At 32.7% G+C, this 19,446-nt stretch carries 16 protein-coding genes; 10 read left to right on the top strand and 6 right to left on the bottom strand.

Annotation, left to right across the window (positions count from 1 at the left end; translation table 11 throughout):
• The first annotated feature begins 52 nt into the window (after positions 1-52).
• Positions 53-1,249, top strand: coding sequence for an IS256 family transposase (locus AW14_RS02995; RefSeq protein WP_044637031.1), 1,197 nt, complete (start codon positions 53-55; stop codon positions 1,247-1,249).
• Between the two features lie 166 nt (positions 1,250-1,415).
• Here AW14_RS02995 and AW14_RS02990 read toward each other — a convergent pair whose 3' ends face one another.
• The 4 genes from AW14_RS02990 to AW14_RS15210 all read right to left on the bottom strand — a co-directional run bounded on the left by AW14_RS02990 (position 1,416) and on the right by AW14_RS15210 (position 7,493).
• The gene (locus AW14_RS02990; RefSeq protein WP_044637468.1) at positions 1,416-2,033 is read right to left on the bottom strand and encodes a hypothetical protein; all 618 of its coding nucleotides are present in this window, start codon (positions 2,031-2,033) and stop codon (positions 1,416-1,418) included.
• A 106-nt stretch (positions 2,034-2,139) separates the two neighbouring features.
• Positions 2,140-4,905: a T9SS type A sorting domain-containing protein gene (locus AW14_RS02985; protein ID WP_044637467.1), complete on the bottom strand. Its 2,766-nt coding sequence runs from the start codon at positions 4,903-4,905 to the stop codon at positions 2,140-2,142.
• A 39-nt stretch (positions 4,906-4,944) separates the two neighbouring features.
• The gene (locus tag AW14_RS02980; RefSeq protein ID WP_154662109.1) at positions 4,945-5,658 is read right to left on the bottom strand and encodes a hypothetical protein; all 714 of its coding nucleotides are present in this window, start codon (positions 5,656-5,658) and stop codon (positions 4,945-4,947) included.
• A gap of 77 nt (positions 5,659-5,735) precedes the next feature.
• Positions 5,736-7,493 carry an OmpA family protein gene (locus AW14_RS15210; RefSeq protein ID WP_044637465.1) on the bottom strand — a complete coding sequence of 586 codons (1,758 nt, stop codon included), beginning with the start codon at positions 7,491-7,493 and terminating at the stop codon, positions 5,736-5,738.
• Between the two features lie 365 nt (positions 7,494-7,858).
• On the opposite strand from AW14_RS15210, the gene AW14_RS02970 reads away from it, so the two are divergent.
• From AW14_RS02970 to AW14_RS02955, 5 genes are all read left to right on the top strand, one after another.
• Positions 7,859-8,701 carry a helix-turn-helix domain-containing protein gene (locus AW14_RS02970; RefSeq protein WP_044637464.1) on the top strand — a complete coding sequence of 281 codons (843 nt, stop codon included), beginning with the start codon at positions 7,859-7,861 and terminating at the stop codon, positions 8,699-8,701.
• 91 nt (positions 8,702-8,792) lie between these two features.
• A complete protein-coding gene (locus AW14_RS14795; protein ID WP_154662108.1) occupies positions 8,793-8,969 on the top strand; it encodes a hypothetical protein in 177 nt (58 codons plus the stop codon).
• A gap of 115 nt (positions 8,970-9,084) precedes the next feature.
• On the top strand, positions 9,085-9,633 hold the full coding sequence (locus AW14_RS02965; RefSeq protein WP_044637463.1) for a carboxymuconolactone decarboxylase family protein: 549 nt from the start codon (positions 9,085-9,087) through the stop codon (positions 9,631-9,633).
• Between the two features lie 67 nt (positions 9,634-9,700).
• Entirely contained in the window at positions 9,701-10,087 is a 387-nt protein-coding gene (locus tag AW14_RS02960; protein ID WP_044637462.1) for a cupredoxin domain-containing protein, read from the top strand.
• Positions 10,088-10,646: 559 nt separating this feature from the next.
• A complete protein-coding gene (locus AW14_RS02955) occupies positions 10,647-11,552 on the top strand; it encodes a histone deacetylase family protein (RefSeq protein ID WP_044637461.1) in 906 nt (301 codons plus the stop codon).
• 61 nt (positions 11,553-11,613) lie between these two features.
• On the opposite strand, the gene AW14_RS02950 is transcribed toward AW14_RS02955, so the two are convergent.
• Positions 11,614-12,045 carry a tellurite resistance TerB family protein gene (locus AW14_RS02950; protein ID WP_044637460.1) on the bottom strand — a complete coding sequence of 144 codons (432 nt, stop codon included), beginning with the start codon at positions 12,043-12,045 and terminating at the stop codon, positions 11,614-11,616.
• Between the two features lie 261 nt (positions 12,046-12,306).
• Here AW14_RS02950 and mfd point away from each other — a divergent pair, with 261 nt between their 5' ends.
• From mfd to AW14_RS02935, 3 genes are all read left to right on the top strand, one after another.
• On the top strand, positions 12,307-15,654 hold the full coding sequence (mfd, locus tag AW14_RS02945) for a transcription-repair coupling factor (RefSeq protein ID WP_044637459.1): 3,348 nt from the start codon (positions 12,307-12,309) through the stop codon (positions 15,652-15,654).
• Positions 15,655-15,688: 34 nt separating this feature from the next.
• Positions 15,689-17,020: a peroxiredoxin family protein gene (locus AW14_RS02940; RefSeq protein ID WP_044637458.1), complete on the top strand. Its 1,332-nt coding sequence runs from the start codon at positions 15,689-15,691 to the stop codon at positions 17,018-17,020.
• A gap of 163 nt (positions 17,021-17,183) precedes the next feature.
• Complete coding sequence (locus tag AW14_RS02935; protein ID WP_169744652.1) at positions 17,184-18,248, top strand: glycoside hydrolase family 26 protein; 1,065 nt, start codon at positions 17,184-17,186, stop codon at positions 18,246-18,248.
• A gap of 33 nt (positions 18,249-18,281) precedes the next feature.
• Here the strand turns inward: AW14_RS02935 and AW14_RS02930 are convergent, their stop codons facing one another.
• Positions 18,282-18,641: a YraN family protein gene (locus tag AW14_RS02930; RefSeq protein ID WP_044637456.1), complete on the bottom strand. Its 360-nt coding sequence runs from the start codon at positions 18,639-18,641 to the stop codon at positions 18,282-18,284.
• Between the two features lie 150 nt (positions 18,642-18,791).
• On the opposite strand from AW14_RS02930, the gene AW14_RS02925 reads away from it, so the two are divergent.
• Positions 18,792-19,445: a metal-dependent transcriptional regulator gene (locus AW14_RS02925; RefSeq protein ID WP_044637455.1), complete on the top strand. Its 654-nt coding sequence runs from the start codon at positions 18,792-18,794 to the stop codon at positions 19,443-19,445.
• Position 19,446: the final 1 nt, after the last annotated feature.

Raw genomic sequence — 19,446 nt, 5'->3', positions numbered from 1 at the left:
GAGGGTTGCAACCCTCGATATTTTTTTGTTTAATTTTAAAATTTACACACTTATGAAGAAAGAAGATTTTCTAAACGACGATTTTTTAAAACAGTTTAAAACAGGAGACGAACTGACCTCCTTTCTAAAATCCATTCAAAAGCGAGGTATTGAAAAGATGCTAGAAGGGGAACTTGATGCTCATTTAGACTATGAGAAGCATCAGCAATCCGATAATAGCAATACCCGTAACGGCTATGGGTCTAAAAAGATAAAAACAGCTTTAGGAGAGACTAATATTAAAGTTCCCAGAGACCGGGACGCTTCTTTTAACCCTATGCTGGTTCCTAAACGCACTAACATGGTTGATGGCATAGAAAACGTCATTATCAGCCTTTATGCCAAGGGTATGAGTAATTCTGATATTGAAGAGCAAATCCGAGAAGTTTACGATTTTGATGTATCCACATCTACCATATCACGTATCACAGATAAAGTTACCAATGATATTGTTGCTTGGCAAAACAGACCTCTGGAGCCCGTATATTTAATTACTTGGATGGATGGCATCGTATTTAAGGTTCGGGAGAACTCCAAAGTCATTAACAAAACCATGTACATCGCCGTAGGACTGCGTAGAGATGGTAAAAAGGAAGTCTTAGGGCTTTGGTTGGGGAAGAATGAATCGGCAGCCTTTTGGATGAGTGTACTAACCGATATGAAAGCCAGAGGCGTTCAGGATTTGCTTATCACGGCCACAGATAATCTTAACGGTTTTACCGACACCATTAAAAACGTTTTTCCTGAATCTAAAACCCAAATCTGCGTGGTACACCAGATTCGTAATGCTTGTCGGTATGTTGTTTGGAAAGACAAGAAAGAATTTACAAAGGACATGAAAAGCATCTACGATGCACCCACCAAAAGTGCAGCAAAAGCCGCCCTAGAAGACTTTGCTCAGAAATGGGAACACAAGTACTCTTACGCTATTAAAAGCTGGAGAGATAACTGGGAAGAACTTACCGCTTTCTATGAATTTCCTTTAGAAATTAGAAAAATCATTTACACTACGAACCTTATTGAAAACCTTAATGGAAAAATCAGAAAATACACTAAAAACAAGCTCTCATTCCCAACAGATGAAGCTGTTATGAAGTCCACTTTTTTAGCCCTTAGAGAGGCTACCAAAAAATGGTCGATGCCTATTAGGAACTGGGGCATTATTTTAAACCAGTTTTTAACTATATTTGAAAAAAGGGTTCAACTTTAAAAAAGTTAAACCCTCGATTTTTAACTTACACACTTTACGGGATAGTGTCTTTTGAGATAAGATTTTTCATTTTGTTTGTTTTTGAGATAATAGCAATATTGCTAAGTTAATACTTTTCTTATGTTTTTAAGCTATAGATTACAGACTGTAATTGGATGTTTTACTTTTAGAACTCGTTTATAATGTCAAAACTGCCATTAAATGCGCCAGTTATTGTGGTGTTATTATTATCTACAAAGGTGTAATTACAGTTAATGGTACCTGTTCTGGTAGTTAAGTCTACAGTAAAAGATATGATATCTAAAGTACCATTACCAGTGGCGCCAACTTCATAAATTATTGCTGTGGCATCATCAGGATCTCCATATTGAATACCGTTGTAGCTATATACATCATCATAATTAATAATATCGGTAATTGCTGTAGTTTCTTCATCTAAAACAAAAGTGGTATTGTTTGTAATTTGATAAGTTACCGCTTGTTCTGAGTTTACTTGAGCATTAGAAAAATTGACCCATAAAACAACACCTTGTGTTGTGCTACTTTGCAGCGAAATACCATTGGTGTTATCTTCAATCATGACTCCGTTTACAAATGTTAGTCCAAAACCATCATTAAATGATGGGCCATCATCTAAAAGTAAATACCCATGATTAGTATCGTACTGTGTGCCTGCAATATTAAAGGCATTATTGCCTAGCGGTTGTGGCGGTGCTTCATCTGGTGAGCAATTAAACAAACTTGTAATTACTAATAGTGCTAAAATTGATTTTAAATATTTCATTGTTTTGTTTTTTTATAATTCAAGTTTATATACACTTACCATTAATTTTGTTACCCTTTTTTTTTGAAAAAAATCTCAAGGCCTTTTAAACCCTGAGATTAATAGACTAATTTTTAATAAACTTTACTATTTGGTTTTGGGTAGAATTATAAATTTTTAATAGATATACGCCCGATTTTAAATGATTTACATTAATATTTTTGGAGGTCTTAAAATCTCCAGTGTGTATTAATCTGCCATTTAAATCATAGAGTTTAAATTTAAAATCAGAGTTATTTCTGTTTGATGAAATATTAACAATATTTGTTGTTGGATTTGGATAAAGCTTAATTTCATTAAAATCAATATCTATTATGTTCAAAGTCGAACAATCTTCGCTAAAACTAGTTGTAGCATCTATGTTTGCCCAATTAGTTGTGCTATAACTTGCATTATCAACTTCAATACAAGTAAGACTAGAATTATTTGTTGTATTAAAAGCAATGCTGTTAATATATGTGTTGTTACCGTTCTTTATATTTAATGCTGTTAAAGAATTATTTGAAAGATCTACTAAATATAAATTTGCGCTGTTTGAAAGATCTAAATTTGTTAACTGGTTATTACTTAAATTTAGATTTATTAATGAAGTAGCATTAGTTAACAGTAAGCTATTTAAAAGATTGTCATTAGCATTAAAAAACTGAAGAAGCGAATTGTTATTTATATCTAAAGATGTTAACTGGTTGTATGCACAATAAAAGTTTAATAAACTTGAACAAGAACTAACATCTAAACTAGAAAGATTATTTGTACTACAATCTAATGCTATAAGATTAACATTACCACTAACATCTATACTAGAAAGTTGGTTGTTGTTGACATAACAATATTGTAAGGCAGCAGTATTTAAAAGATTAATTGAACTTATAATATTGTTTTTAACATCTAACCAAAATAGGTTTGAATTATTACTAACATCTACACTTGTTAGTTGATTGTTATTTAAATAAACTTCTTTTAAAAGCGTAACTCCTGTTAAGTTTACAGAGCTTAAACTACCACTAGGACTTCCTATCCATTCTAAATTTGTACAGTTACTAAAATCTAAAGTTGTGTATGGGTTGTAACCGCCATTAAATTTAGTTAAGGCTGTATTGGTACTTAAATCAATATTTGAAATGTTATTATCAAAAAGTATAAGTTCTGTTAAGTTTGATAAACCGTTGATATTTAAATTTGAAATTATATTTGATGGACAATTTATTTTTATTAATGCTATATTATTACTTAAATCTAAATTAGTAACATTAGTATATTTTATTGTAAAATTTTCTAGACTAGTAAAGTCTTCAATTCCAGTAAGATCAGTAATAGGGTCTCCGTTAATAGTTAAATTAGTTACAGTATTAATGTTGGCTGTTGGCACATAATCATCTAATGGAGCAACATCATACCCTAAGTTTATTAACTTTTGTTCAAAAGCATCGTCTGGAACGTAAGTTAATTGCTGTGGACAACTTGCATCTACCATTAAAGGTTTGCCACAGACTTGGTTGGTATTACTATCATTTTGTACCAAATTACCACCAATAATATCATTAGGGTGAAGTGTTCGTTTATCTGTTGCTGCGCCAATTGAAGGATACATGACTTGACTGCCATTTAAAACATGTCCTAAATTGCGAACATGTCCCAGCTCATGCAACAAAACCGAGTAAAAGTCTATTTGTCCTGCTCCTGTTGGATTTAATGTAAAATTGAAGTTAGTATTACCATTCATAGCCAAATCAACATCTGTTACATACCATCTTCCAGTAGTAGAGCAAGCATCAAGAGTGGTTAAAGTAACCCCAAACGTGGAACTGCTCATGGAGGCATCAAAATACAAGACGCTTAATCCGTCGTTCACATTATTTGTATTGGTAGTTGTTGCTGTTTGATTTAAGGTAAAGTCTATTTTGGTTTCGCATTGCCATTGCTGTAGCGCTTCGTTAGTTCTGTTAATGGCATCTGTATTTGTAAAATTGGTGTTTAACACAAATTGAATTCCCTGATTTTGTAAAGCCGGTAAACTTATAGGTGAAATGGCACTGTTAAAAACATTAGCATTGTCTCTAACACTGGTTGCAATAGTTACTACCTGAGCACTTGTAGCGTGAGACGAGCCACTACCTACCCAAATTTGTCCTGTTCCTGCGTCTGATGGGACTTTAAATACAATTTGAGTATCTGACCAGCTTACATAATTGTAGGCAGCCGAATGCGATTTCATTTGGCTTGGGTTGTTTGCAAATTTGGTCCAAACTTTAATTGCAGAAGTTGGTCCTGTGGCACCAAAACCAGTACCAGTAATGGTAATGGTTTCACCCACACCAGCATTAACTGTTGTTGGGTTAATACTGGTAATTGTAGAATTTATCGCAGAAGATTTTTGGCTATTTGAATTTTTATTTACCTGTTTATAACCCAAATTCTTATAAATCATTGCTAATTCTTCTTCAGATATGTTTTCTAAAGACACAGTTGATTGTCCAAAAAATGAAGCTTGATATACGTTTTCATTTTCTATTTTTTCAAGAAAAAAAATAGCACTTTCATCTTGATTATAATCATTACTAGGGCAAGTGACTAGCTTTTTATTACCAACGGTACCACCTATTTCCTTAAGTGTAATTAGGTTATCTGCCAGATTTCCCTTTAAAACATTAGTTACTTGTAAGGTGTAATTTGTATAAATTGAGGTTTCTGTTAAATACGCATTTTGGTTTATAATTTTACCTTCAACTATTAAAGGCGATATTTCTATTTTCTCTTCTAGTTTTAGCGGAATGATTTGTGCATTGACACTACATGCAATCACTACTATTATGAGTTGTAAAATTTTTTTCATTGATTAATATTTTAAATTAACCTAAAGGGTTTTTATTAATTAAAATTGAATAGAGCAACATTGTTTAAAGCAAAAGTTATCGAACCTCCATTGCTCTGATGGATTACCACCTTCATCTATTGAAAAGTATACGCCTTGAGCATTTTGTATTAAAGCATTAAAGTTTGCAACATCAGTAGCAGGAGTAGTAGATGGGCTTATAACCCATGTTCCAAAACTGTTTGATGGTAATGTTGTTCCTGAAGCTAATTCTAGCGGAACTTCAATTGTAGTTGGCGGATTTCCTGAAGTTATAAGATTGGAAGAGTTAAGGATAAAAAAAGCTCTAAAAGATGCACTTAAAGGATCTGTATCACTGTAAATTCCTATACCATTATCTGTTGTATTAGAATTACTTGATCCTGAAGCATATTCTATATCTAATCTTAATGCACAACCTTGCGCATTTAAATCTCTTGGAAAATCTATACCATTATAAGCAATTGTACTACCTGAACCATCTTGTACATATAGTACTTGAGATCCGTTTCTGGTCTGAATTTGCAAAGTTCCTGTAGCTATACCTATCCAGTTTCCTGAAGTACCAATGGTTTTGTTTTCAAAATCTTCAAATAAGTTACATGTTTCAATACAAGGTTCATCGTAATCACATTCTTTGTCATTACAAGAAAAACTAAACGCTAAAATTGAAAATAAAGTAAACAGCTTGATATATTGTAAGACTTTTATTTGATGTGTTTTTAAAATATTCATGTTTTCTAAGTTTAAAAAAAGCCAAGACTTCATTAAGTTATAAATCCATCTTGGCGATAAAATAATTAATAGCTTCTTTATTGAGGGCAAACCACTTTAAACTCGGTTCTTCTGTTTATTGTATGTTCACTTTCGGCGCAGTCTACTCCATCTGCACAACGGTTAAGTAATTCGGTTTCACCGGCACCACGAGCAATAAGGCGGTCTCTGGAAATACCTTTACTCATTAGATAATCTACCGTAGATTGGGCTCTTTTTTGTGATAGCTCTTGGTTGTACTGGTGGCTTCCTCTAGAGTCTGTGTGCGAAGACATTTCAACTTTTATAGTTGGGTTTTCTTGCATTAACTTTACAACATAATCTAAGTCTGGACGTGCTGCCGGAAGGATATCCCATTTATCTAAGTTGAAAATAATATTGTCTAAGGTTATAGCTTTGCCACATGGGTTTACGCACATTTCAAAGTCTATAAATAACGATTTATTACGGTCGTAATCGTTTGTGGTTATAGTAACTTCATTTGAAAAATAACCATCTTTATTTCCTTTTAATAAGAAGGAAGATGCTTGTTTTAAATGAAATATAAATTTCCCTTCGGCATCAGATAATGTGTTTTTTTGCCCAGGATTTACCGTGTTTTTAAGTACAACATCTACATCCTGAATGCCTTTATCGGTGTTACATTCTACAACATTTCCTTTTAAAATAAAGTTTAAATCGCCGTATTTAATCACTTTCTGGATGCTGTTACCATCCTTTTTACAAGCTATAAATTCATCTTTTTTAATGCTTGTTTCTTCTAGTGTTAGGTTATATAATTTGCCTTTAACAATGTAATCGTTTGTTGCAACATCGTTAAAAACAATCACACCATAGGTATTGGTAGTACCGCTTTGTACAATGTTTCCGTTAAGGTCTGTTAATACAACATCGGTGTTTGGTAAGGTTTCATTTGTAAATTTATCTCTTGCAGTAACGGTTACACCACAGCCACAGGTTGCACAACATCTAGGGAAGTGGTCTTTCCCACAAACATCACAAACATCGGCTTTATCCTTTTTGCCAAATTTATAGGTAATACCCGCAAATACACCTACCGACCAAATATCGCAATCGCAAGGTTCTACTCTTACTTGAGGGCCACCTTGTTCTAAAAAATGTTGGTCATCAATGGTGTTAAATGGATGGTATCCTGAGGCGATGCCTAATGTTGGGTCGTTTAATTCGGAGGCACCAATATGTCTTAAATAATAGGCGCCTGCATTAATGCCGAAATTTTCATTAAAATAATAAGTAAATCGCAGTTGACTTTTAAACGATAATACATTTTTTGCATTGTAGCCTGCATGAAAGTTTAATAAGTTAGTAGAAGGGTTATCTGTTAAAAGTGTTCGACCCCCTTTAATAGACGCTAAACCAATTCTGGTATTTAACTCGGTAGTAAATTTTCTTGAAGCACTTCGGTATTGAAAGTTTGGACCAATACCATAAAATATGCGAGTAATTTTATTTTCACTCAGGCTAAAATTTGTAATTGGCGTGCCTAAAGTTGTAAATAAGTTATCGGTAGGATAGGTGCTTTTAGGTTTGTTTTTTATATAATCGAAATCGACACCAAGTCCAAACCAATTAAAGTAATAATCTAATGATAATCCCAAGTCTATACCACCTTTGTAGTCTATGTATGGTGTGTTATTGTTATAGGTTGGAAAATCGTAACCTATTCTAGGTGCTATTTGAAAATAGTTCCTGTCGTTTGAGAGTTGTTGTGCATTACTAATACATGCCGAAGCAATTACGAATGCCAGAACTAATAATTTAAATACTTTTTTCATGATTAATTGTTTTAATTTCTGTTATATAAAAAACAGGGGTTTTTTGTTACCCTTTATTTTGTATAACACTTAGTTTTGGGTGCAATTTATAGCGCAATAGCACTAATTAATAGCCTCTTTTTATTTGAAGTAGTTTTGAATAGATTATTGGTATTTGTCAGTCTATTAACGAAATTTTTCTGTAGTAAGTAGATAATAAATTGATGTATCTTTTGAAAAAAAATAGCTTTGAAAATTGTTGAATTTATATTCCGCGAAAGCGTATTCAATTGAAATTGCATAAATAATTCCTTTATGACATGTTTTTAGTTTTAATTTTTTTTTGTTTAAAGTAATGTTTGTGTATAAAAACAGACTTAGAGTTTATGACTAAAACATTTAAAGAATTTTCAACCAACGCCATTTTAATAATTGGTAACGAATCGCTTTTAGAAAGCTACAAAACAACTAAACAACCTGAGCTATATACCTTTATTCGAACGAATAATACGCAAGCTAAACTTATGGTAGATAGCATTCCGTATACTATAGCACCACATAGTATTCTTGCTTTAACTATGGCACATTTTTTTCAGTTTATAGAAGGTAAAGATTTGGTAGTATACCAATTTAACAGAGAATTTTACTGTATAAAGGACCACGACCAAGAAGTAAGTTGTGCCGGTTTGTTGTTTTTTGGAAATGTACATATTCCTGTTATTAATTTGAATTCAGATGAACAACGAAAATTTAAAATTCTCCATGAAGTATTTGTAGATGAATTTGAAACTAAAGACACCATACAAGCAGAAATGTTGCGTATGCTTATGGCGCGTTTTATTATTATAAGTACCCGATTATTAAAAGCAAAAGAAGGTTTTGTAGAAACCTCAAAAAGTAACAAGATCGATTTACTAAGAGCCTTTAATTTGTTAGTAGAAACTCATTTTAAAAATCAGCACAGCGTATCTTTTTATGCCGATTTACTATTTAAATCACCCAAAACACTATCTAACAACTTTGCGAAGTTAAATACGAGTCCGTTGCAAATTATTCATGAGCGCATTGTTCTTGAAACGAAGCGTCTTTTAATTTATACTGATAAAACTGCTAAAGAAATAGCTTATGAGATAGGTTTTGAAGACGCCTCACATTTAAGTAGATTATTCAAAAAACAAACTGGTTTGTCTCCTTCAGACTTCAAAAAACAACTTCAAAAATCATATTAGGGAAAAATTGACAACCCTCAGGGCAGTCTTATCATTTTTACACAACAACTTCTAATGCATCTTTGTACCGAACAATTAAAACAACAAAGTCATGCATTTAAAAAACGTATCCATTTTCAATTTAATTGAAATTTTTAGAGGAAGAAAAAAAGAAGTATTTAACACGATAAGTCCTAAAACTCATTGCGAACAAAATCATATTTCAGATTACTATTGTGATGCTGAAAAGCCATATATAGCATTTAATACGATTATTTCTAACCGATAAAGGAAAAATCGACAAGTTAAAAGGCAAAACCAACATGGTATAAGTTTTACAACAGTCGCACCTTTGTATCAATAAAAACAAATAGAAAATTAATAAGTAAAAATAGATTAAAATTATGAGCACATTTAATGTACCAACAAGAGAAAACGTAAGCGAAAATAACCAAGCTATTTTTGATAATTTAACCAAAGCTTTAGGATTTGTTCCTAATTTATATGCTACTTATGCGCACAGTAATACGGCTTTAGAAAATTATTTAAATTTTGCAAACGCAAAAACATCTTTATCTGCAAAAGAAAAAGAAGTGGTTAATTTGGTGGTAAGTGAAGTAAATAAATGTATTTATTGCTTGTCTGCACACACTGCCATAGGTAAAATGAATGGCTTTTCAGATTCTCAAATTTTAGAATTAAGAGCTGGTGAAGCATCTTTTGACAACAAGTTAGACGCTTTAGTACAATTAGCTAAAAATGTTGCCGAAAACAGAGGAAAAACAGATGGCGATGTTTTAGAAAACTTTTTTAGTGCAGGATATTCCAAAGGAAATTTAATAGATGTTATTTCTTTAGTAGGTGAAAAAACCATATCAAACTACATCCATAACACGACTCAAGTTCCTGTAGATTTTCCAATAGTACAACCCCTACAAGAAGCAACTGTTTAATAAAAAACGTAATTATAATAACCCATAACCCATAACCCAAGCAATATGCTCATAAAATTTAAAAAAAATGAAAAAAGTAGTATCAATTTTAGTAATCGCATTAGTATTCACGTTAAATTCTTATGCACAAGACAAAATGATGGATAAGGCAGTAAAAACAATTGCTTTAGAACAAACAAAAGGCGAATTTGTACAAAAAGCTTTAACTGTAAGTGCTGGTACTTATGTATTTGAAGTGTCTAACAATCATGCAGCAAAAGAGGTAGGATTGGTTTTAGTTGAAAAAGGGAAGGATGCAAGCAATCCAGAAAACCATATTAAAACGGCATATGTAACACAAGTTGTAAAAGATGGTGAAACTCAAAAAACAAATGCTACAAAATTAGCAAAAGGCGAATACCTTTATTTTTGCCCCTTAAATCCTACGCCTCAATACACGCTTACCGTTAATTAATACGAAAATTGTTTTGTGTAAAAAAAAAGGTTATTCGAATAGAATAACCTTTTTTGTTTTTTTTCTCTTATTTGTTACGAAGCAATTTTTACAACGGTTGTCAATGTAATAGCTTTTGTAATTTCACTATACCATTTTTCAATGCGTTGAATTTCAAAATCTTCTATGAGGTCGTCTTCGATATTAAAAAATGGTATCGATAAATTTTTAAGACAAATCTCCTTAATAAAGTAAAGGGGATCGTTGTATTCTAATCATAAACTAAGCTCTATTTTTGTTTGTAGTATTTTGTGAGCCTTTATTTATAGATAAAAAGAATAGGAGAAATACACTTACTCCCAATAGTTGTGAGATTACTACAGTTGAAATTTTTATCTTTAATATTTTTTAAATTAATTTTTCTTTTAAATGCTAAAAAGCCCTTATTTAATACATAATTACATGGATTGATTTTTAGCGACGGTCATAATAAAAAAACTAATTTGCTCTAAGAAGGAATGATAGGGAAAGACAATTTCTCTAATCATTAAATTTAAATTAATAAAAATGCATAAATAACATGCTAAAAGTAGCCTATCATCCTATTTATAAACATCCGTTGCCAAAAGGACACCGGTTCCCTATGTTAAAATATGAGTTGTTGCCCAAGCAATTGCTTCATGAAGGGACTTGTGTTATTGAAAATTTTTTTGAACCCAAACGAATGACAGACGAAACACCCATTTTAGCTGTTCATGATTCGGGTTATTTTTATGAATTACGGCATTTAACATTAGATAAACGCGCCGCAAGAAAAATAGGATTTCCTTTAAGTGAAGCCTTAGTTGAACGCGAAATAATTATTGCAGATGGGACCATAAAGGCAAGTGAATTTGCTTTAAAACATGGAATTGCCATGAATATAGCTGGTGGTACACATCATGCATATTCCAATAGAGGTGAGGCTTTTTGTATGTTTAACGATCAGGCTATTGGTGCACGTTACCTACTAAATAACAACTTGGTAAGCAAAGTACTTATTGTAGATTTAGATGTGCATCAAGGTAATGGTACTGCCGAAATTTTTCAAAATGAACCACGTGTTTTTACGTTTTCTATGCACGGTCAAAGTAATTACCCATTTAAAAAAGAGCAGAGCGATTTGGATATTGCGCTTCAAGACGATACCAACGATGAAACCTATTTAAATATTTTAAAAACCACATTACCAAAACTTATAGACCAAGTAAAACCGGATTTTATTTACTATTTATGTGGAGTTGATGTGCTAGCTTCCGATAAATTAGGGAAATTAGCCATGAGTCTAGCTGGTTGTAAAGAACGAGACCAATTTGTTTTACAAACTTGCAAAGATTTAAATATACCTGTTATGTGTTCTATGGGTGGTGGGTATTCTCCCGATATAAAAATAATTATTGAAGCACATGCCAATACGTTTAGGCTTGCTCAAGATATTTTTTTCTAGAAATTAGAAATAAAAAAAGCGAACCATTTGGTTCGCTTTTTTGTAAATTATAAAATAATTTTTATTTATTCATGTTTTTCATATCGTAAATAAAAGATTCTAAATCGGTGCCGTTTTTCACTAAGGTTAAGGCTTTATCTGTTATATATTTTACGTTTACCGCATGAAACCCAAGTCCCACAGCAATTTTGTTCAATAAATGAATTTCGTTTTCACCTTCAATAGTATCAATATGAACCATACGTACTAAATCGTATAAACGCTCTAAACGACGCTCGTAATCGTAAGGCGGATTAATAGGATGCGATTTGTAATCCTTTAAAATCAAGGCATAATCGGCATCGCTAATATCTAAATTACGTGCTAATCTATCTAAAAAAGCTTTTTCATCATCGCTAATAACGCCATCGGCCATTGCAACACGAACTATAGCAGCAAAATGATCTTCATTACGCTTTTTAAAACCACTATCAAATAAATCTGAAAACGACATATATTTTTATTTTTTGAGATGCAAACCTACAATTTTTTTTCAATTTTTTCATACAAAGAAAACCTAAAAAATATTTTTTAGGCTTGCTTACAGGTATCTGTTAAAGTGCATATATTATATTTTAAACTTAGTACAGATATTCATTTTTTTAAAAAAAACAGCAACACAATGCACCTAGTATAAACACAATATAAGTTACAAAAAATTAGACAATAAAAAACAATAGTAAGTCTTATATTTGCAATAAAAATTCTAAAATAGGTGAGTAAAACAAGTATCTCGCAATCGTATTCACAGGCTTTGCAAATGCAAAATCTGCAAACGGCTATTTCCAAAAATCAATCTCGTGTACATTTAAAAGGCCTAGTTGGGTCGTCTTTATCGTTTGTTGTTTCAAATGTTTTTAAGGATACCGAATTGCCTTTTTTATTAATTTTTAATGATAAAGAAGAAGCCGCTTTTTATCTCAACGATTTAGAGCAATTGGTTGGTGATAAAGATGTTTTGTTTTATCCCGGCAGTTACCGCAGGCCTTACCAAATAGAAGAAACCGATAACGCTAATGTGCTTTTACGTGCCGAAGTATTAAATAGAATTAATTCGCGCAAAAAACCGGCCATTATTGTTACCTATCCCGATGCCCTGTTCGAACAGGTTGTTACCCGAAAAGAACTCGAGCGAAATACGTTAAAAATAGCAGTTAACGATAAATTGTCTATAGATTTTGTAAACGAAGTCTTGTTTGAATACCAGTTTAAACGTGTCGATTTTGTTACCGAACCCGGTGAATTTTCGGTTAGAGGTGGTATTGTTGATGTGTTTTCTTTTTCTAACGACGAACCCTATCGTATCGAATTTTTTGGCGATGAGGTAGACAGCATAAGAACCTTCGATGTCGAAACCCAATTATCAATAGATCAGATAAAAAAAATAAGCATCATCCCAAATGTTGCCAATAAATTATTGCAGGAAAGCCGCCAAAGTTTTCTAAAATATATTGCTCAAAAAACGGTTATTGGTTTTAAAAACGCCGATTTATTTTTTTCTAGAATTGACGATTTTTACGGAAAAGCAGTAGAGGCTTTTAAAGAACTTTCACAAGATATTAAACATGCCGAACCGCATGAATTGTTTGCTTCTTCTAGAGCTTTAAAAGAGCAACTGTTAGATTTTTCAATTTTAGAATTTGGAACGACAGCCGTTTTTGGAAGCAATTCTAGTAATATTATCGAGTTTAATACCAAGCCTCAACCATCGTTTAACAAGCAATTTAATTTATTAATTGAAGATTTAAATGCTAATTACGATAAAGGATTTACCAATTACATTGCTTGTGTAAGCGAACAACAAGCCAAGCGTTTTCACGATATTTTTGATGATTCGCACCTAGAAGTTAAACCTTATAGTGCTATAGTTTTGTCTTTGCATCAAGGGTTTATAGATCTTGAAAATAAAATAGTTTGTTATACAGACCATCAGTTATTTGAGCGTTACCACAAGTTTAATGTAAAAAACGGTTATGCGAAAAAACAAGCCATCAATTTAAAAGAACTCACCAATTTAGATATTGGCGATTATGTGACCCATATCGATCATGGTATTGGGCGTTTTGGCGGTTTACAAAAAATTGATGTCGAAGGTAAAAAGCAAGAAGCTATTAAATTAGTTTATGGCGAGCGCGATGTGCTGTATTTAAGTATTCACTCCTTACATAAAATCACCAAATTTAATGGTAAAGATGGCAAGCCACCAAAGGTTTATAAATTAGGTAGTACGGCCTGGAAAACCTTAAAAGAAAAAACAAAAGCCCGCGTTAAACATGTGGCTTTTAACTTAATTAAGCTTTACGCCAAACGTAAAACCGAAAAAGGCTTTCAATACAAGCCAGACAGTTACATGCAGCACGAACTGGAAGCGTCGTTTATTTACGAAGACACGCCCGATCAAAGCACAGCTACCGCCGATATTAAAGCCGATATGGAAAGCGAACGCCCCATGGATCGTTTGGTTTGTGGCGATGTTGGTTTTGGTAAAACTGAAGTTGCCATTCGAGCAGCCTTTAAAGCAGTCGATAACGGCAAACAAGTGGCTGTTTTAGTGCCAACCACCATTTTAGCTTACCAACATTCCAGGTCTTTTAAAGAGCGTTTAAAAGATTTTCCTGTTACGGTCGATTATATTAACCGTTTTAGAACGGCAAAAGAAAAACGAGAAACTTTAGAGGGCCTTGAAAATGGTCGCGTCGATATTATTATTGGCACCCATCAATTGGTTAACAAAACGGTGAAATTTAAAGATTTAGGCTTGTTAATTGTCGATGAAGAACAAAAGTTTGGTGTGGCAGTAAAAGAAAAACTCAAGACCATAAAAGAGAATGTCGATGTTTTAACGCTAACAGCAACGCCCATACCAAGAACGCTTCAGTTTAGTTTAATGGCTGCAAGAGATTTATCTGTAATAACAACGCCACCACCAAACCGTTATCCTATCGAGAGTCATGTTATTCGTTTTAACGAAGAAGTTATTCGCGATGCCGTGAGTTACGAAATAGAGCGTGGCGGACAAATCTTTTTCATTCATAATCGTATTGAAAATATCAAAGAAGTAGCCGGCTTAATTCAGCGTTTAGTGCCCGATGCTAAAATTGGTATTGGTCATGGCCAAATGGATGGAAAAAAACTAGAAGCCCTCATGCTTTCTTTTATGGATGGTGCCTTTGATGTTTTGGTAAGTACAACCATTATTGAAAGCGGATTGGATGTGCCAAATGCGAACACCATTTTTATAAGTAATGCCAATAATTTTGGATTGAGCGATTTGCACCAAATGCGCGGTCGTGTTGGGCGAAGCAATAAAAAAGCCTTTTGTTATTTTATAACACCCGAATATTCTGCCATGACCGACGATGCTAGAAAACGTATTACGGCTCTCGAACAATTTACAGAACTGGGAAGCGGCTTTAACATTGCCATGAAAGATCTTGAAATTCGTGGTGCTGGCGATTTATTAGGTGGTGAACAAAGCGGATTTATAAACGAAATTGGCTTCGATACGTATCAAAAAATATTAAATGAAGCCATTGAAGAACTCAAAGAAAACGAGTTTAAAGATTTGTATGATGACAATGAAGATGATAAAGTGTACGTGAAAGATGTTACCATCGATTCCGATTTTGAATTGTTATTTCCAGACGATTATATTAATAATATTGCCGAAAGATTAAATCTTTATACCCAGTTAAATGGTTTAAAAACCGAAGCCGAGTTACAAAAATTTGAAGCCGAATTAATAGACCGTTTTGGTGAATTACCAACGCAGGTTGAAGATTTACTAAACAGTGTGCGCATAAAATGGATAGCCACTAAAGTTGGTTTCGAAAAAGTTATTATGAAACAAGGCAAGTTTATAGGTTATTTTATAAACGACCAACAAAGTAATTTTTACCAGAGTAACAACTTTACCAGAGTGCTTCAGTTTGTTCAAAAAAATCCGGGAGCTTGTAAAATGAAAGAGAAGCAAACACGCAATGGTTTACGATTATTGCTTACTTTTGAAGGTGTTAAATCTGTAAATCAGGTATTAAAAGCAATTCAGCCTATCGTGGCGTAATTATTGTAATAATTAGATTAAAAACATAGGTATTTTGAAGTATATAAGTTGCATTTTATTTTTAATTTCTAATCTGGTATTCGCACAACATACCATTAAAGGTGTATTTTCTCCACCCGAGAATTACGAAGTGGCTTTGTTGTATAAAGTAACACCAACCATATCGCAATATGTTACAAATGCCGAAGTAAAAGACGACGGTAGTTTTGTTTTTAATTTAGATGCTAATGCTCAAGAAGGGATGTATCGTATTGTGTATGCGGTACCTCAGGAAGATTTCAATTTCGATGTTATTTACAATAAAAAAGAAAACATCGAATTAACCTTCAATACCGAAACTGGCATCAAATTTAAAACCTCTTCAGAAAACAAACTTTTGGCTTCTTACACCAGTAGTATGTCCATGATAACAGGCAGTATTACTAAATTCTTTAGAGAAAAAAGTAAAGATTCTATGGCCTTAAAAGCCATTTTTAAAACCCAAATTGAAACCCAGGCTAATTACGAAAAGTTAGCGAAAGGCACTTTGGCTTTAAATTTTATAAAAGCTAATAAACCGTACACACCTAAAAAGTTTGTTAATGTTGAAACATATATTAGCAATTTAAAGACACATTATTTCGATGCTATAGATTTTACAAATCCGGTGTTGCAAAGTTCCAGCTTTTTAGAGGAGCGTATGTTGAATTATATTTTCGGAATTTCCGATGATAATTTATACGAAAACACCAATTATAAAAATAATATCGATGTGTTTTGTAAAGCTTTACAGCCCGCACCGTTAAAAGTAAAGCGTATTTTGCTTACCAGCTTGTGGCAACAAATGGCCGATTTAAAAAATGAAACTGTTGCTAATTATATTTCAGATAAATATTTAATTCCCATCGCTAAAGATTTAAACGATACGGCATTAATAAAATCGTTGTCTTTATTTAGAAACTTGTCATTCGGACATGTTGCACCCGATTTTGCCCTCGAAATTACTAAAGACGGAAAAAAAGTAGCTTCTAAATTAAGTGAATTAAAATCGGCTAAAAATTACATAATTGTATTTTGGAGTAGTACCTGTTCGCATTGTTTAAATGAAGTACCCCAATTAAAAACATATGTAGAAACCTTAAAAAAAGAAGATTTAAAAGTTATTGCCATCGCCTTGGAAGAAGAGCCAAGTAAGTGGAAAAGCTTAACTCAAAAATTCCCCAATTTTATTCATGTTTATGGCGCTGGAAAATGGGAAAATAAAATTTGTGATGCTTATGGAGTCTTTGAAACACCTACGTATTTTATTTTAGATAAAGAGAAACGCATTGTAAATAAGCCAAGAGATTTAAAAGAATTGATGGACTATTTTGGTAGAAAAAAATAGTTCTTTCTATTTGTAAGCTTGGTTAAGTATATTTTGCTCTATGGTAAAATTTTTGTAATGACATGGTGCTTTATGTGACTAAACATAAAAAGTACATATGAAATATTTTACTGGCTTATTGTTACTTATTTTTTTATTTGGTTGTTCTAATGATGATTCTTTATTGTTAGACATAAACAAAGAGCGAGTTCCCAATACAATTATCGACACAGGTGTTTTTGCCGATGTCAATTTAGGTATTGAAGCTAAGGATCTATTTACTAAGCTTAAAAATATAAGCCAACAAGGAATTGCTTTTGGACAGCAAGCACCTTTTGGAACAGGTAATAACTTTCCCGTAGATAATAAGTTAGATAATGACTTTAATTTAGTTACTGGAGATTATCCAGCTATAGTTGGATTTGATTTAGAATTGATATCACTTCAAAGGTTTTATCTAGATAGATTCATAACGCAATTTGCGACCAAAGTTAGAGAAGCTCATGAAAACGGAAGTATAATAACAATGAGCTGGCACATGGTAAACCCCAACGCAATGCAGCTGGGAGGAGACGATACTATAAATGGTGTTGTATCCAGAATGCTAGAAGGGGGAGATCTCAGAGACAACTTTTTTAGTGCACTACAGAAAGCTTCTCTTTTATTTAAAGCTTTAGTAGATGCTGATGGCAAGCCTATTCCCATTTTATTTAGACCATGGCATGAAATGAATGGCAACTTTTTCTTTTGGGGTGAAGGTTTTAGAACAACTGAAGACTACATTCAACTTTGGCGAGATACAGTAGACATCTTATCAAATGAGTTAGAAGTTCATAATTTACTCTATGTGTATGCACCTAATTTGTTATCAAGTCGTGCAGAATATTTAAAAAATTATCCAGGAGATAACTATGTGGACATACTTGGTATAGATGTATATGATTTTAAAAATGGGCGTTTTTTACAAAATGCTTTAACTAATTTGCAGATAACAGAAACTATTGCTCGAGAAAAAAACAAGCTGTTTGCACTTACAGAAACAGGATTACAAAATGTAACTCAAAACGATTGGTGGACAGAGAGTTTGTATAAAGCAATACGCTCTAGCGCTATTTCGTATACCATGATTTGGCGTAATGATACACAGACCTTTTTTTATGCCCCTTTTTTGGGGCATCCATCCGAAAGTAATTTTAGAACATTTTTGAACAAAGACACTATTTTATTGAGTCAGGAAATTAATCCCTAATTGTAATATATTTAAGTTTAAAAAGAACGAATATTAAAAATGATAAAAAGCATTTTCTAAATGTTCGATTACAAATTTATTTCCTGTTTTTACAATCGCAATAATATCAAAACGCACTTCCAAATCCAAATCGTTCACTTCTATATAATCATCAACAGCTTTTACAAGGCGTTGTATTTGTTTAGGTTTTACAAAATCTTCAGGGTTTCCAAAGTCTAAGCTAGACCGCGTTTTTACTTCAATAACAGCCAGAGTATCATTTAGTTTAGCAATAATATCTACTTCAGCTTTTCCAAAGCGGTAGTTGGTTTCAAGAATTTCATACCCTTTTTTAATAAGATGGTCTACAGCCAATTGCTCGCCTATTTTACCAAGTTCGTTGTGTGATGCCATGAGTATTCTTGTTTTTTTTCAATCAACAATGTAGTTAAAATCTGTCTTTAATTGCATATAGCCGTTCGTTTTTTTATTTTTTAGTCAAGACTAAAAATATATTTACATTTATATAAATTATTTATTACATTTGCCTTACAAATAACTTTTATGGTAACATTATCTGAAGAAAATTATTTAAAGGCCATTTATAACCTTGGCGATCAGGGCAGAGTGGCTGTTAGTACCAATGCTATTGCAGAGAAAATAGACTCTAAAGCATCATCGGTTACCGATATGATTAAAAAATTGGCCGATAAAGATTTAGCAAATTATATAAAATATCAAGGGGTTACCTTAACCGAGAAAGGCCGTTTGGCTGCTGCTTTGGTTATAAGAAAACACAGGCTTTGGGAAGTTTTTTTAGTTGAAAATCTCAATTTTTCTTGGGATGAGGTGCACGAAGTAGCCGAACAACTGGAGCACATAAAATCGTTAAAATTAGTAAACGAATTAGATGCCTTTTTAGGGTTTCCAACCCACGATCCGCATGGCGACCCTATCCCCGACAAAGAAGGCAATTGTTTGCCAAATAAAAGTGTAAATATTTTAGAAGTAGAAATTGGTAAAGCGGGCATTTTAGCTCTTGTAAACGATTCGTCGGATGTGTTTTTAAAATATTTAAACAAAAACAACCTCGCTTTAGGCGACTCCATAAAAATAGTAGATTTTGAGCCTTTCGATAAATCTTTAACCATAGAAACAAAGGAGAAAAAAATGATTATTTCAAATGAAGTAGCACAAAATTTATTTTTAACGCTTTAGT

This window comes from Siansivirga zeaxanthinifaciens CC-SAMT-1 (genome assembly GCF_000941055.1).
In the GTDB taxonomy this organism is placed as follows: domain Bacteria; phylum Bacteroidota; class Bacteroidia; order Flavobacteriales; family Flavobacteriaceae; genus Siansivirga; species Siansivirga zeaxanthinifaciens.
The sequence above is the reverse complement of the archived record's forward strand: the minus strand, read 5'-3'. Positions and strand labels throughout refer to the sequence as shown.

Coding starts and splice junctions, on each gene's coding strand:
- AW14_RS02995 (WP_044637031.1), top strand. CDS start 53: ATGAAGAAAGAAGATTTTCTAAACGACGATTTTTTAAAACAGTTTAAA.
- AW14_RS15210 (WP_044637465.1), bottom strand. CDS start 7,493: ATGAAAAAAGTATTTAAATTATTAGTTCTGGCATTCGTAATTGCTTCG.
- AW14_RS02925 (WP_044637455.1), top strand. CDS start 18,792: ATGGTAACATTATCTGAAGAAAATTATTTAAAGGCCATTTATAACCTT.
- AW14_RS02950 (WP_044637460.1), bottom strand. CDS start 12,045: ATGTCGTTTTCAGATTTATTTGATAGTGGTTTTAAAAAGCGTAATGAA.
- AW14_RS02970 (WP_044637464.1), top strand. CDS start 7,859: ATGACTAAAACATTTAAAGAATTTTCAACCAACGCCATTTTAATAATT.
- AW14_RS02960 (WP_044637462.1), top strand. CDS start 9,701: ATGAAAAAAGTAGTATCAATTTTAGTAATCGCATTAGTATTCACGTTA.
- AW14_RS02980 (WP_154662109.1), bottom strand. CDS start 5,658: ATGAATATTTTAAAAACACATCAAATAAAAGTCTTACAATATATCAAG.
- AW14_RS02965 (WP_044637463.1), top strand. CDS start 9,085: ATGAGCACATTTAATGTACCAACAAGAGAAAACGTAAGCGAAAATAAC.
- AW14_RS14795 (WP_154662108.1), top strand. CDS start 8,793: ATGCATTTAAAAAACGTATCCATTTTCAATTTAATTGAAATTTTTAGA.
- AW14_RS02930 (WP_044637456.1), bottom strand. CDS start 18,641: ATGGCATCACACAACGAACTTGGTAAAATAGGCGAGCAATTGGCTGTA.
- AW14_RS02990 (WP_044637468.1), bottom strand. CDS start 2,033: ATGAAATATTTAAAATCAATTTTAGCACTATTAGTAATTACAAGTTTG.
- AW14_RS02985 (WP_044637467.1), bottom strand. CDS start 4,905: ATGAAAAAAATTTTACAACTCATAATAGTAGTGATTGCATGTAGTGTC.
- AW14_RS02955 (WP_044637461.1), top strand. CDS start 10,647: ATGCTAAAAGTAGCCTATCATCCTATTTATAAACATCCGTTGCCAAAA.